Source organism: Rhodococcus sp. IEGM 1306 (assembly GCF_036541985.1).
GTDB lineage: Bacteria > Actinomycetota > Actinomycetes > Mycobacteriales > Mycobacteriaceae > Rhodococcus_F > Rhodococcus_F qingshengii.
On record NZ_JAZHFF010000011.1, the window covers coordinates 23,188 to 37,040 of the forward strand.

The window sequence follows — 13,853 nt, forward strand, 5'->3', positions numbered from 1 at the left end:
CACTATCTTGGAATTCATGACTTCTGGGGAGACTCACATGACCAAATTCCACGCACTACTCCGAGACCAGATTCGCAACGAGTTCAACGCTTCGCATCAGTACATCGCGACAGCGGTTTACTTCGACAATGCGGATCTGCCACAGCTGGCAAAGCACTTCTACAAGCAGGCTGTGGAAGAGCGTAACCACGCCATGATGATCGTTCAGTATTTCCTCGATCGCGACATCAATGTCGAACTCACCGGCGTCGACGCCGCGAAGGCCGACTTCAAGGATGCCCGCGAGCCCATCGCTCTCGCGCTGACGCAGGAGAAGACGGTCACCGAGCAAATCGTCCAGCTCGCGAGCACTGCCCGCGAAGAAGGCGACTACCTCGGCGAGCAGTTCATGCAGTGGTTCCTCAAGGAGCAGGTCGAGGAAGTTGCAAGCATGACAACACTTCTCACCATCGCGGACCGCGCAGGCGCCAACCTGTTCGACCTCGAAGACTTCGTGTCCCGCGAGATGAGCACCGTCGGTGACACCACCGGTGCACCGAGCGCAGCCGGCGGAACCATCTAGCCTGCAGCACTCACGGATTTTGCCCTCGAGCCGAACGGTTCGCTTCCTGCCAGCAGGATCGAACTGATCAGCTCGGGGGCATCTGTCATCGGTACGTGCCCAAGGCCGGGCAGAACCATCAACTTTGCCTGCGGGAACGGCTTTTTCACGCGCTGCGCCTGATACACGGGCAGGATGAGATCGCGTCGACCCCACGCAACCGTCACCGGCACAGTGGGATCCACGATGGGCGGCAGCACGAAGTCCATCTCGAGACCGAGATCGACGAGTTCGTTCGACACGAGCGAACGGCAGTCGGCCAACGCCGCTGCATAACCGACATGACTCGGGTGAGCGAAGAACGCGGCGAGCGCCGGATAGCGAATCAGCTTGTACCGCAATGCGCGTGGCAATCCGTCACCCATGAGCTTGGCCGTGCCACGCAGTGCACGGAACGTGTTGATCGCTCGCACCTGATCGAGGTGATTGACAAAGAACCCGGCCGGCGAAAGAGCTGTCGCCGACGCGACATCTCCGCGCGCTGCCAGCGAGAGGGCAATCCAGCCGCCGAGGGAGTTTCCCGCGACGTGGGCACGCTCCCCCGCCGGCGTCACTTCCTTGACGAACTCACTGACATCGTCGATCAGCTGTCCCATGACGTCCGGACCGAGTTCGGGCAGCAGCGACTCTCCGTGACCCGGCAGGTCGACGGTGACGACGCGGCGGTACGGCGTCAGCTGGTCCAAAAGCGAATCCCACGCCTGCCGTCGATGGACGATGCCATGGACGAGCACAAGCGTGGGACCACTACCGGAGATGTCATGCGACAAGGTCATGTCACCAACATTAACCGTAACTTCGCGTAACGCCTATAGTTCGGGCGAAAAAATCAGCGCAGCGTGACCTGACGACCACGAAGTCCGTCGCGCGAGCGAAGCTCGGCCGAGGTCAGCGGAGCATCGACGGCCAGAGCCTCGGCAAGACGCTCACCGAGCTCGACGGTTGCCGCTACCCACTCGTTTGCATGCTTTTCGCGGTCGAGGTCGAAGACGGGAACCAACAGGCCGTGGGTGCGGAACGAGCCTGCGTAGCGCGAGCCCTCACCCAGATGCAGTCCACCGGTCGCGTGCACGCGCGCCAGCGCGAGCATCAGGTCGTCTTCGCTCTCGGGACGAACCCAACGCAGGTGCGCCTTCTCGCCGGCGTCGACCCACCACGCGGCAACGAGGCCGTCGCCTTCGAGGCGTGCAGAGGGCATGATCGCCGAGTTGGCGTGCTGCACGGTGGCGGCAACCTCGGGATCGGTTTCGACGCCCTCGGGGATCCACCAGTTGAAGTTCTGGTGCACGGTGATGTCGAGCAGTGCCGAGGGATCGACGACAGCGGTGACAGCGGGGGTCTCGGAATCGGGGTTCGCGGCAGAAAGCGCGTCGCCGGGGGCCGCGTCCTTGATCCAGTTCACCGAAGCGGCGAGGTCTGCGCCGAGGTCGGCCGAGTGCGCCTGAACCTGGACACCGACAAATCCGGTGGCCGTCTCGCCCTCGTCGCGGACGAGTGCGGCAACAGCGCCGGGGAGGACCGTTGCCAACGTGACGGGACGGTCGGAGCCGATGACCGGCAACGGAGCCGTGGCGGACGGAACGAATTCACGCAGCGCGACCAGATCGCACTCGGCGGCAAGGCCCTCGAACGGGCGGCTGACTACGCCGGCAGCGGCTTCACGCTCTGCTTGGCGTGCCGCCAGCTTCTCTGCGCGTGCGCTGCCCTGCTTCGGTCCACTGTTTCTTTTGCTCTTCTTGGCCACGAGGGCAAAATCTACACGCTGCCCAGCCATTGCTTCGTGCGCCCGGGATGGTTGGTGGCAACCCAACTGACCCCGAGCTCACGACACAGGTCCACATCCGCCTTGTCGTCGACGGTCCAGCAGTACGTCGCGCGACCCGCAGCGGCGGCCCGATCGACCAGATCGGGATGTTCGCGCAGCGCCTTGATCGACGGCCCGATCGCAGTAGCGCCCACAGCCGTCGACGCACCGCCGCCGAGGTACCGCGACGCGTCACCGAGCAGGACCGTCGGCAGCAGCGGTGCCGAACGACGCACTCGCCAGACCGCACTCGCCGAGAAAGACATGACCACTGCCCGCGAGTGATCGGCCGACGGCGGTGACGCGATCCCGAAGCGGTGCAGTTCCGCCAGGAGTTTGGCTTCGACCAATCCGCCGAACCTCACGGGGTGCTTGGTCTCGATGAACAGCTTCACCGGGCGCGCAAAATCCAGAGCGAGGGTGATGAGATCGGAGAGAGTCAGCAGTTCGGCCGGTTCGCTCGTCGACCCGTAGTCCAGAGCGGTCAGCGAATCGAGCGTCATCTCGCTGACGATCCCCGTCCCGCTGGAGGTGCGGTCGACCTTGCGGTCGTGAACGCAGACCAGGTGTCCGTCGCGGGTGAGCCGGACGTCGCATTCGAGCCCGTCCGCACCCTCCTCGAGGGCCAGTTCGTACGCGGCGAGGGTGTGCTCCGGCCGCGCAGCCGACGCACCTCGGTGCGCAACGACGAGTGGACCTCGACGATCTGGGCTCACAGGGCAGCGGTCTCCTTCTCGTCCAGCACCGTCTTCTCTTCCAGCACCGTCTTCTCTTCCAGCACCGAGCGCGGCACTGGCACCCACCGGGTTTCCGATTCCGGTTCACCGCGCCAGCTCTTGCGCTCGATCCGGCGGATCACGACGAGTGTCAACGCCGCGGTGACGGCAGCGATCAGTGCGATGAAAGCGTTCAGCAGAACCCCGTCGGCCATTGCCTGAATCCCCGGGCGTGATCGCCAGTACGCGTTGACCACCAGCAGCAGAGCGCTGAATCCCCAGAAGCCCCACCAGATCTTGACCAGCAGGGTTCCGCGCGGATCGCGGCGGACCAACTCGAAGAGATAAACGGCCGGCATCACCAGGTTGAGGATCGGCACAGCGCAGCCGACGACAACTTCCGACGCTGTGCGTGGATCGGATTCCCGGGCACCTGCGAAGTGTTCACGACGCCGACGAAGCAGCCAGCACACAGCGGCGATTGCCGCGAAGACCGAGATCAGCAGTCCACCCAACTGAGTGAAGTACACGGCGGCGTCGGAGACCGTGAGCAGCGACTGCGGGATCAGCCTGGTGCGGTTGCGGACCAGGATCGCGTATCTGCCCAGTTCGGCGAACACTGCCAGTCCGTAGAGGATCGTTGCGAGCGTCAGCAACGGCCCGACTCGGTCGGCCATCCGGTCCGCTCGCGAGGGCGGCACCGGTGAGTTGTCGACGACGTCCTGGAGTCCCCACTGCGGGACAGCGTCGTAGCGCGGAGTGGAGAAGCTACGACGCACTGGTGCGTCCCCCACGCCGCGGGGGTCGGACGGGGAGCGCGCGATCCAGCGGAAGCCACGGCGGTTGGGCGGTTGGTAGATCTCGGTGCGGGTGGGGATCAGCAGGACGCCGCTGCAGCGCGGGCACCACTGCGTCGGGCCGCCGACGACAGGCCAGCGTGCGGCGCACCGGGCGCAGACCTGAACGACACTCACAACTTCGATTCTGTCACGCCGTATCGGTAACGGCAGCAAATGGATTCACTCCCGATTTGTGATCGAACCTCCACCGCGTTCACCTGCATTGTTCGAATAATGTGACCTCCGCCACTTAAAAACTCGAGTTATCCACAGTTTCCACAGGTTCATCCACAGTTCTGGATGAATGAATCGGGCTTTATCCACAGGTCACGGGCAAGACCCTGAGAATTTGCTGACAGGTGTTAGCGAACGATGCACAGGCTCGAGGATGAATTTGACACCGCAGGTCAGTGAACTTTCGGGCGTCGACGTCATTTATCCCGGCAAAGTTCACAATCCATTCAGAAATTGCTCCCGAAAAGACAGAAAAGACCGGTATCCCCTTTTTATGAGAAGTCGGTTTTTGACACACCTGGAAGCATGACCGTCGATGACTTCTCCACAGCCCGAGCCAACTCTGACGTTCACCCCGAGACGGGTCACGCAGCTCGCGTTCGTGTTGATCGGATGTCAGCTCGTCATTCGCATCTGGGTTGCCGCGAGCAATTACTTCTACTGGGACGACCTCATCCTGATGGGCCGTGGAGGACGCTTCCCACTCTTCTCGAGCGAACTCCTGCTCTACGACCACGACGGTCACTTCATGCCCGCGGCCTTCTTCTTCACCGGGTTGATCGCCCGTTTCGCGCCGTACAACTGGGCGCTGTCGGCGGCACTGCTCGTCGTCGGTCAGGCCGCCGCGTCGTTGGCGCTTCTGCGCACTCTTCGGTTGGTCCTCGGCCGGCGACCGGCACTGTTGATTCCGTTGATCCTGTATCTGTTCGTCCCGCTGACACTTCCGGCGTTCTCGTGGTGGGCAGCCGCGCTCAATGCATTGCCGCTCCAGATCGCGCTGGCCTGGGCATGCGGCGACGCGATCAAGCTGTACCGCACCGGGCAGGTGCGCTACGTGTTCTCGGGCACCGCGGTTTTTGTCGTCTCCTTGCTGTTCTTCGAGAAAGCAGTGCTCGTTCCGTTCGTCGCACTCGCTTTTCTGGTGCTGTACTTGCGCACACAAGGTGAAGGAACGCCGATACGAAGTGCGGTCACGAAGTGCCGACTCCTGTGGACGGCCTCTGCCGCCGTGCTCGCGTTCTGGATTCCGGTGTATCTGACAACTGTCGAATCTCCGATCACCGGATACGGCCGTTCGATGTCCACCGAACTGCTGCATCACGGAACGTCTTTGGGGATGCTTCCCACTCTTCTCGGCGGCCCCTGGCGCTGGGAGCGGTGGATCCCCAGCCCCGCCTGGGCCGATCCGCCGACGCTTTTGGTGGTCGCAGCCTGGGCCGCGCTGCTGACGACGGCCGTGATGACAGTGCGTGCCCGACGCGGCGCTGCCTGGATCTGGGTCGCCGCGGCGCTGTACTTCCTGGCCTCAGTGGTGGCGATGACCGCTACCCGATCCGACGCCGACACCACGTACGAGTTGGCGCAGACCTTGCGTTACTTCACGGATTCGGCGACGGTGTTCGCCCTCGCCGCCGCTTTGATTCTCGCTGCGCCTCGGCGACGTCCGGCCCGTATACCCGTCGCAGTCGCCGCCGGCCTGTCAGTGCTCTTCGTGATCAGTTCGCTCGTCTCGACCGTCACGTTCGTCGACATCTGGCGCGAGAACCCGACCCGCGACTACCTCGCGAACGCGCGAATGTCGTTGTCACAGAATCAGGATGCTCCACTGCTCGAGCAACCCGTCGCGATCGAAGTGCTCCTTCCCGTCGCCTTTCCGAACAATTTGGCAAGCAACGTTCTCGCGCCGCTGCCTGATCGCCCCGAATTCTCTTCCAGCACTCCGATTCTGCGCACCATCGACGACAGCGGTCAGATCGTCGATGCCGAAGTGACCTGGACGAGAAGGATTCCCGAAGGAACGGCGCCGAACTGCGGCACCCGTGCCGAAGGCCCGACCGAGCTCCCCCTCGACGGCCCCCTGGCCGGCTGGGAATGGACGGTTCAGCTCAATTACCTCGCCAGCGCCGACGGAACGATCGATGTTGCGTTGGAGTCCGGCGACGCAGTATCCGTACCCGTCACCCAAGGTTTGCACTCGGTGTTCGTGCGCCTGGTCGGCCACGGAAACAGTGTGAAGATCACGCCGACAACACCGGGACCGACCCTGTGTTTCGGCGCCGGACAAGTCGGTGCCGTCGTCCCGACCAAGTGAAATAGTGGCAGAGTAGAACTCATGGAGCTGCGTATATTCACCGAACCCCAGCAGGGCGCTACCTACGAACAACTACTGACTGTTGCCCAGACCGCCGAAAAACTCGGCTACGGCGCATTTTTCCGCTCGGACCACTATCTCGCCATGAATTCCGACGGTCTTCCCGGACCCACCGACGCATGGATCACGCTCGCCGGAATCGCCCGCGAAACGTCCACCATCCGCCTCGGCACTCTGGTGACGTCGGCTACGTTCCGTCACGCCGGACCGCTAGCCATTTCGGTCGCACAGGTCGATCAGATGAGTGGTGGCCGCGTAGACCTCGGCATCGGCGCCGGCTGGTACGAGGAAGAGCACCAGGCGTACGGCATCCCGTTTCCGGCGCTCAAGGATCGCTTCGAATTGCTCGAGGAAACTCTCGACGTCGTGACCGGTCTGTGGCGTACGACGGTCGGCGACACGTTCGACTACGACGGTAAGCACGTGCAGATCAAGAACTCTCCCGCGCTTCCCAAACCGCACCAGGTCGACGGTCCGCCGATCCTGATCGGTGGCACGGGCAAGAAGAAGACTCCGGCGCTCGCCGCTCGGTTCGCAAACGAGTTCAACATCCCGTTCAAGTCCCTCGAGGAAACGAAGGACATCTTTGCGCGGGTTCGTCAGGCTTGCGTCGAGCACGAGCGCGATCCGAACGAATTGGTGTACTCCAACGCTCTCGTCCTGTGCTGCGGCCGCGACGAGGCGGAGATCAAGAAGCGCGCCGAGGCTATCGGACGCGACGTCGACGAGCTACGTGAGAACGGTCTGGCCGGAACACCTTCGGAGCTGGTCGACAAGATCGGCACTTTCGCCGAGGCCGGTTCACAGCGCGTGTATCTGCAGACTCTCGATCTCGCCGATCTGGATCATCTCGAACTCGTCGCAAGCGAGGTCATGCCCCAACTGCAGTAAAGAATGGGCCGGGATCTACAGCGCGTTCGCGTCGAGGAACGCGCGTAGGTCTCGGTCCCACTGGGCCGAGCGGGAACGGTCGAGAAAGACGCGCACCAGCATGAAAGCGATGACCAGCAACGACATCACGCTGAACCAGGTGAAAACCCCGGTCACCACGGCTGCGACGTCGGCAGCGCTCTGAGTGATCGGAGCTACGGTCTTGTCGCCCTGATCATTGACGTAGATGGGGACCTCGGTGCCGGCGGGCGTCGCCGAGTCGACAGTGACATCACCCGTATGAACCTGGCCGTTCCAGTTCCACTGCGCGCTGGCCATTTCGGTGGTCGGCGCAATGTAATCGGCTGTCGAGGCGGTGGTCTGCGTCGAATCTGCAGTCGTCGTCGCCGAAATACTGTGTAATTCGGCGGATTGTTTGGCGATCAGTGCGTTCTGGCTCGAAGCAGTCGCAGCCCCTGCCCATACCGCGAGAGGCAGCAGAAGAATCGCGAAAATGATCAGACCGAAGGACATGAACCCTTCGATCCGATCACTGCGGCGAACCATCGGATCGTGGCCTACATGAATGGTGCGTCGGAGCAGCGACGCAGTTCCTCGCGTACTACCTGACATTGTGAGCTCAGTTCTCTCGACGACACACTCTTACATCGAGATTCCCTTTGTTTCGATCTAGTTGCAAGTGTTAACGAGCTGAATCACATGTGTCCTCCAACACCTGTCCAGTTATTCGCTCGGCGGAAGGATGTCCGTCTGCGCCGGAACCTGATCCTGACGGAGCAATCCGACCGGGCAACTGACGCCCGTGGCATGCACCGGGCAGTAACCGCCGGGATTCTTCGCCAGATACTGCTGGTGGTAATCCTCCGCGTAGAAGAAGTCGCGCAGCGGGCCGATTTCGGTGGTGATCGCTCCATATCCGGCTTCGGCAAGCCGTTCACCGAAAGCGACGGCCGACGCATGAGCGATTTCTTCCTGCTCCGCGGACGTCGTGAAGATCGCCGAACGGTACTGCGAGCCCTGGTCGTTACCCTGACGCATCCCCTGCGTCGGATCGTGGTTCTCCCAGAAGTGCGCCAGGATCTGCTCGTAGGAGATCACTGCGGGATCGAAGACCACCAGCACGACTTCGGTGTGACCCGTACGTCCGGAGCACGTCTCTTCGTACGTCGGGTTGGGCGTGAAGCCGCCCGCATAACCCGCAGCGGTCGCGTACACGCCGGGAAGCTGCCAGAACTCCTTCTCGGCGCCCCAGAAACAACCCATCCCTACGACGACCGTCTGCAGTTCGGCCGGAAACGGCGGCGTCAGCGGATGCCCGTTGACGTAGTGCGCGGTCGGAACCGGCATTTTCTGCTCTCGGCCCGGGAGTGCGTCCTCAGGCGCGATCAGCGTGGATTTTGCGGACGCTCGTCCCAGAATGTCGTCGTACCAGCTCATGCTTCGATGCTACGCGCGAGCGACTGTTTCGCCACGCCGTGATCGCCCGGGCGCCGGGCAGCTCCACCCACCGGTAGCCGATTTCTGCTACCGCGGCCGTGGCCAGAAGGAAGAGCGCAAACGCCAGGGTCGGTCCGACGTACAAAACAGTGTTCTCGACGACGCGGTACAGGATCAGGGTGTGCACGAGATAGATGACGTAACTACGCGTCGAGAGCCACTTCACGACCGGCCAGCGCGTCGGGACGCCGTCGTAGCGGCCGATGAGAACTACCGCTGCGGCGACTACCGAAATGGTCCACAGATAGTGCTCACCGGCCCAGTAGACGCGGAACTGGGTCGCCACGATGATGACGTGCATCTGGACGAGGACGGCCGCGATCAGCCAGCGGCCGGGAGCGAGCTTCGCCCACGCGAGGTACATGATCTGGCCGAGGAAGACGGCCGGCAGCGTCGCGGCGATCTTGGACAGCATCGGCACGGTGTACGGCAGCGGCGCGTAGACGTTGTAGAGCAGCACCAGCGAGCACAGCGCACCACCGGCGAGCGGCATGACGATCGGTCGCAGCCGCAGTATCGGGCGAGCCGCTACACATGCGAGATAAAAGAGGAATTGAACGGTGAGTGTCCAGGTCACTCCCAGAACTGCTACCTCGGGCTTGAGAAAGAATCCGCCGAGAAAAAAGCTCATCAACGCTTCGGTATCGGAAATACCTTCCTGACCGCTGAACATTCCGTTGATTCCGAGGCGGACCAGAAGAATGGCAATCGCGGTCGCCACCCAGAATGCGGGCAGCAGTCGACTGAATCGGTTGGTCAAGAACTTTCCGGGGCCGTCGCGAATCGCGGATCGCGTCACCAGAGCACCGGTAAGCATCATGAATACTGCGACGCCGACAAAAGAGAGGTGCTGGTTGAGTTCGGCAGGCTCGATCAAAACGCCGTAGACGACGTCGATCACCCACCAACCCGAGCCGAGATCGTCGATGACGTAGAAAGAGATGTGGGAGTAGATCACGGCGGCAACCGCCAGGGCTCGCAGCAGGTCAGCGCCCGGAAGATTCACCCGAGGCGCGGCCGCCTCTGGTGATTCCGGGAGGAAAACTGGTGCGGGCATCGCGCAAGTTTAAGGTTCCGTTCACCTTTACGACGAATTTGCGCATATTAGCTTACCCTTAGATCGGGGCAAGTTCGGTGTCCCAAACTTTATTCTTTGGTGATTACTACCTGAGCCGGACTGTTGCGGACGGTGTACGAATGTTATTGGGTGGAAACCCGAAGAATGATTTGCACATACGCGAGTGACGTCACGCCGTGACCGGTGATCGACGCACTCTAAAGCACCAGGGCTCACCAGCCCGCAAAGAAGGGACCCTCGTGTCTGTTTACACGCTGCCGGAACTCCCCTACGACTACGCAGCCCTCGAGCCGCACATCTCGGGCAAGATCATGGAGCTGCATCACGACAAGCACCACGCGGCTTACGTTGCCGGTGCCAACGCTGCACTCGAGAAGCTGGCCGAGGCTCGTGAGAACGACACCATCGCAGCGCAGGCCAACCTGCTCGAGAAGAACCTGGCGTTCCACCTCGGTGGCCACACCAACCACACCGTTTTCTGGAACAACCTCAGCGCTGACGGTGGCGACAAGCCCGAAGGTGAACTCGCCGCAGCGATCGACGACAACTTCGGTTCGTTCGATCTCTTCCGCGCTCACTTCTCCGCGAACGCCAACGCCATCCAGGGCTCCGGCTGGTCCATCCTCGCGTGGGACTCGATCGGACAGCGTCTGATCATCGTCCAGCTCTACGATCAGCAGGGCAACATCTCCATCGGCCTCACGCCGCTGCTGCTCCTCGACATGTGGGAGCACGCTTTCTACCTCGACTACCAGAACGTCAAGGGCGACTACGTCAAGGCATTCTGGAACATCGTCAACTGGAACGACGTTTCGGCTCGCTTCGACCGTGCACGTACCCAGACCGCAGGTCTGATCGTCTAGTCACGCTCTTCTTGCGAACGGCGGCGCCTCACCAGGGGCGCCGCCGTTCGTGTCAGCAGAGCACCACCGAGCAGGACCGTCGTGGCTCCGAAGACCAATGCCAGTGTGCGAGTTCCGGAGTCACCGCTGCCCGCGGTGGTCTGATTCACGGCCACCGGATCCGACAGCACCGAGGTCAGCTGAACCTGCTGCGGGGTGGTCATCGCGGGAATACCGGATTTTGCGCCGTCGAGGCCCGTGACCAGTGACTTGGCGATTCCTTGCAGCGTCGTGAATCCCTGGGTGATCTGATCGGTCACGTCACCGAGCATCTGCGGCGCCTGATCAGCGATGGGAATGAGGCCGTCGTTCAATTGTCCGGCAGCACTGCTCAGTTGATCGCTCGCGCCTTGCAGCTGCCCGACAGCGGTGCGGACTAGATCACCGAGCTCCGTATCGGGCCCGACCGAGCCACCCAACAGCGCCGGAACGGTCCCCAGTTGCGCATTCAGCGCACCGAGATCCGAACTCACACCGGCCAGTTGCGCTGTCACGTCAGGCGGGATCGGAAGGCCGTTCAGCGCAGTCTGCAGCGTGTCGATTCGTGTCTTCAGTTCCGCGGTCGAGGACGACGCCTCCCCAAGCGTCAGGCCCAGTGAGTCCGCGCGCGTGGCCAGCTCTTCCGCCGACCCCGACGCCTGATCGACAACACCGGACACCTGATCCGCGACGCTCATCAGCTCCAACGCCCCGGACCGTGCGGTCTCGAGGTACGGCAGCAGAGTGCCTGCGCCTGCTTTCACCTGATCGATGGACTTTCCGGCCTCGTTGGTTCCGGCGACCAGAATCTGTGCGGTGGTGAGGTTTTGATCGATCGAGCGTCTGGCGGCCGACGTCTGAGCCAGCAGGCCCTTGATGCCGTCCGCGCCGACCTGCGCCGATACGGCCCGAGTCAACTCGGCCGACTTCTCCGAATCCGAGCCCTTCACCTCGAGGTCGACGCTCGCCTGCCGTGGATCCATGCCGAACATCGACGCGACGGTTTCGCTGAAGTCCTCCGGCACGGTCAACGTCGCGAAGTAGTTCCCGCCGGGGTTGTCGACCACCTGGAAGTCGAAGTCTTCGTTCTTGCCCAACGTGTCCACCAGCGTGTCGCCGGCCCGAAGTTCCTTGCCGTCGAGCGTGGTTCCCGCGTCGGCGTTCACGATCGCGACGGTGTTCGAGGTGTCGGCACCGCCCGCAAAGATCACGAACCCGATCCCCGCCACCGCAGCCGCGACGATCGCGGCCACACCACCGACTGCCAGCCGTCGCCCGAGTCGTGACGGCCGGCGATGGGAGTTTTCTGTGGTGTTCTCGGCGCTCATGGGCGAGACGATAAAGCAACAACTTGTAGAAACACTGAGAGCCCTAGTCTGCGGGCGTGGCCGGCTTCTCAGACTCCTCGGGTTCCTCCTTCGGCATGTCCCGAGGCCCACTGATCAGGATGTCGGCCCAGCGCGTGGCTGGGTCGATGTCGAGCAGGACGGCCTTCACCAACAACGAGAGCGGGATCGCCAGCAGCGCTCCGAGCGCCCCGAGAACCCACGACCAGAAGACAAGTGAGAGGAACGTCATCGTCACCGACAGTCCGACGGCGTCGCCGACGAACTTGGGTTGGATGATGGACTGGATCACGAAGTTGATGACGGAGTAGACGACGATCACCCACAGCATCAGCCACGGCCCGCCCTGCAACAGTCCCAGGAGCGCCGGTGGAATCACGCCGATGACGAACCCGATGTTGGGGATGTAGTTGGTGATGAAGGACAGCAACGCCCACAGGACGGGCAGCTGAATGCCCATGAGCCACAGCGCGCCACCGTCGAGTACCGCCACGATGAGACCGAAGACCGTCGAGACCACCAGGTATTTGCGAGTTCCGGCGGCAAAGGTGGAGAGCGCGTAGGAGATTTCGGGACGTTGCTCGGACAACACATGCAACCGCGAGCGGATGCTCATGCCGTCGAAGGCCATGAACAACAACAACGCGAGAATGAACACCAGATCCGACAGGATGCCGAGCAGGCCCTCCAGCCCGCTTTCGAGTACGCCCACAACCTTCGTGAGATCGACACTGCTGAGCGTGCTTTGGATCTGTTCGGTGCTCACTCCGAAGTCGGCCAACTTGTCGCGGCCCTCGTTGAGGAGGTTGGTCATCTCCTCGGAGTACTGCGGCAGGATCGTCGCCAACTGAGCCGTCGACACGATCAACGACGCCGCCAACCCGAGCAGGATCAAGTACACGGTGACCAGTGAGCCGAGCATCCCGACCCACTTGGGCCACCCTCGGCGCTGTGACCAATCCTGAATGGGCTGAACGGCAATCGTCAGCACCAGGGCCAGGAATACCGGTCCGAGGATGCCGCCGAACACCTTCATTCCGCCGACGGCGACCACGGTGGCGGCAATTCCGAGCAGGACGATCAAACCGCGCGGGATCGACCAGTTCTCGCTACCGGACAGCGTGGGGATCGGAGTGGGAGCCTCGACGGCCGGCTTTCCCTTCTTAGAGAACACCGGCTTCCTTTGCCCGGCTCCTGATCTGGAATGCTCCCACGATCATGAAGAGGCCGAACAGGATTGCGTACCAACCCAACAACCAGATGAGGCTGATGATGCCTTCGCCGGGCGCGATGAGAAGAATGATGCCGAAGATGACAGCAAGCACCGATGCGGCGAGCAACCATCCCCAACTGGATCCGGGCAGCGCCTTCATCTTGAAGGCGCCGACAATTCCGAAGATTCCGAACATGATGGCGTAGAAGGCAATTATGTACAGCAGCACCAGCGCAGTGATGCCCGGCCAGACCAGCGCGACGATGCCGGCTCCGACCGAGACGACGCCCGTGAACACCCACCAACCCCACGAGCTCAGATGCTCGCGGTCCCGGATGGCGCGAACTATCGTGATCAAACCGTCGGCGATGGAGTAGATACCGAACAGGAAAACCAAGGCCACCACGGTAATTCCCGGCCACACGAGCGCGATGATTCCGAAGATCACACCGAAGATTCCGCGGATCAGGATCATCCACCAGATCTCTTTGCCGTACTGCACGAACGGATTCTGCGTGACCATCAGTAGCCTCCGAAACAAGCGGGTGTCTCTGACCGATTCAACAGCTCTTCAAACAGGGCAGTACCGACAGATCGTATG

At 62.2% G+C, this 13,853-nt stretch carries 14 protein-coding genes; 4 read left to right on the forward strand and 10 right to left on the reverse strand.

The genetic code is table 11. The annotated features are described in order from the left end of the window. The first annotated feature begins 16 nt into the window (after positions 1 to 16). On the forward strand, positions 17 to 562 hold the full coding sequence (locus V3587_RS25325) for a ferritin (RefSeq protein ID WP_030535839.1): 546 nt from the start codon (positions 17 to 19) through the stop codon (positions 560 to 562). On the opposite strand, the gene V3587_RS25330 is transcribed toward V3587_RS25325, so the two are convergent. The 4 genes from V3587_RS25330 to V3587_RS25345 are packed head-to-tail and all read right to left on the reverse strand — an operon-like array spanning position 559 to position 4,095. Further along, positions 559 to 1,377 carry an alpha/beta fold hydrolase gene (locus tag V3587_RS25330; RefSeq protein ID WP_003944129.1) on the reverse strand — a complete coding sequence of 273 codons (819 nt, stop codon included), beginning with the start codon at positions 1,375 to 1,377 and terminating at the stop codon, positions 559 to 561. The two genes, V3587_RS25325 and V3587_RS25330, sit on opposite strands and share 4 nt — an antisense overlap. Positions 1,378 to 1,430: 53 nt before the next feature. Next, complete coding sequence (locus V3587_RS25335; protein WP_003944127.1) at positions 1,431 to 2,345, reverse strand: DUF5926 family protein; 915 nt, start codon at positions 2,343 to 2,345, stop codon at positions 1,431 to 1,433. Positions 2,346 to 2,356: 11 nt separating this feature from the next. Continuing rightward, entirely contained in the window at positions 2,357 to 3,121 is a 765-nt protein-coding gene (locus V3587_RS25340; RefSeq protein WP_042920594.1) for a glycerophosphodiester phosphodiesterase, read from the reverse strand. After that, positions 3,118 to 4,095, reverse strand: a complete 978-nt coding sequence (locus V3587_RS25345) for a DUF4328 domain-containing protein (RefSeq protein WP_192712854.1) — start codon at positions 4,093 to 4,095, stop codon at positions 3,118 to 3,120. The genes V3587_RS25340 and V3587_RS25345 overlap by 4 nt, the downstream gene beginning before the upstream one ends. A 415-nt stretch (positions 4,096 to 4,510) precedes the next feature. Between V3587_RS25345 and V3587_RS25350 the strand changes: the two genes are divergently transcribed. Both V3587_RS25350 and V3587_RS25355 read left to right on the forward strand, forming a co-directional pair. Continuing rightward, entirely contained in the window at positions 4,511 to 6,286 is a 1,776-nt protein-coding gene (locus tag V3587_RS25350) for a hypothetical protein (protein WP_283377328.1), read from the forward strand. A gap of 21 nt (positions 6,287 to 6,307) precedes the next feature. Continuing rightward, entirely contained in the window at positions 6,308 to 7,237 is a 930-nt protein-coding gene (locus V3587_RS25355; RefSeq protein WP_058038067.1) for an LLM class F420-dependent oxidoreductase, read from the forward strand. Positions 7,238 to 7,252: 15 nt separating this feature from the next. On the opposite strand, the gene V3587_RS25360 is transcribed toward V3587_RS25355, so the two are convergent. The 3 genes from V3587_RS25360 to V3587_RS25370 form a co-directional block, all read right to left on the reverse strand. Next, a complete protein-coding gene (locus V3587_RS25360) occupies positions 7,253 to 7,849 on the reverse strand; it encodes an Rv1733c family protein (RefSeq protein ID WP_223304488.1) in 597 nt (198 codons plus the stop codon). A 111-nt stretch (positions 7,850 to 7,960) separates the two neighbouring features. Beyond that, positions 7,961 to 8,674: a peptide-methionine (S)-S-oxide reductase MsrA gene (gene msrA / locus V3587_RS25365; RefSeq protein WP_283377329.1), complete on the reverse strand. Its 714-nt coding sequence runs from the start codon at positions 8,672 to 8,674 to the stop codon at positions 7,961 to 7,963. Continuing rightward, a complete protein-coding gene (locus V3587_RS25370) occupies positions 8,613 to 9,791 on the reverse strand; it encodes an acyltransferase family protein (protein WP_047272742.1) in 1,179 nt (392 codons plus the stop codon). Before V3587_RS25370 ends, msrA begins: the two co-directional genes overlap by 62 nt. 260 nt (positions 9,792 to 10,051) lie before the next feature. Between V3587_RS25370 and V3587_RS25375 the strand changes: the two genes are divergently transcribed. Continuing rightward, positions 10,052 to 10,675: a superoxide dismutase gene (locus V3587_RS25375; RefSeq protein ID WP_003944189.1), complete on the forward strand. Its 624-nt coding sequence runs from the start codon at positions 10,052 to 10,054 to the stop codon at positions 10,673 to 10,675. On the opposite strand, the gene V3587_RS25380 is transcribed toward V3587_RS25375, so the two are convergent. The 3 genes from V3587_RS25380 to V3587_RS25390 are packed head-to-tail and all read right to left on the reverse strand — an operon-like array spanning position 10,672 to position 13,775. After that, a complete protein-coding gene (locus tag V3587_RS25380; RefSeq protein WP_209448230.1) occupies positions 10,672 to 12,021 on the reverse strand; it encodes a hypothetical protein in 1,350 nt (449 codons plus the stop codon). The two genes, V3587_RS25375 and V3587_RS25380, sit on opposite strands and share 4 nt — an antisense overlap. A gap of 43 nt (positions 12,022 to 12,064) precedes the next feature. Continuing rightward, positions 12,065 to 13,213: an AI-2E family transporter gene (locus V3587_RS25385; RefSeq protein WP_042920602.1), complete on the reverse strand. Its 1,149-nt coding sequence runs from the start codon at positions 13,211 to 13,213 to the stop codon at positions 12,065 to 12,067. Further along, positions 13,203 to 13,775, reverse strand: a complete 573-nt coding sequence (locus V3587_RS25390) for an HdeD family acid-resistance protein (RefSeq protein ID WP_003944155.1) — start codon at positions 13,773 to 13,775, stop codon at positions 13,203 to 13,205. Before V3587_RS25390 ends, V3587_RS25385 begins: the two co-directional genes overlap by 11 nt. Between the last annotated feature and the right edge of the window lie 78 nt (positions 13,776 to 13,853).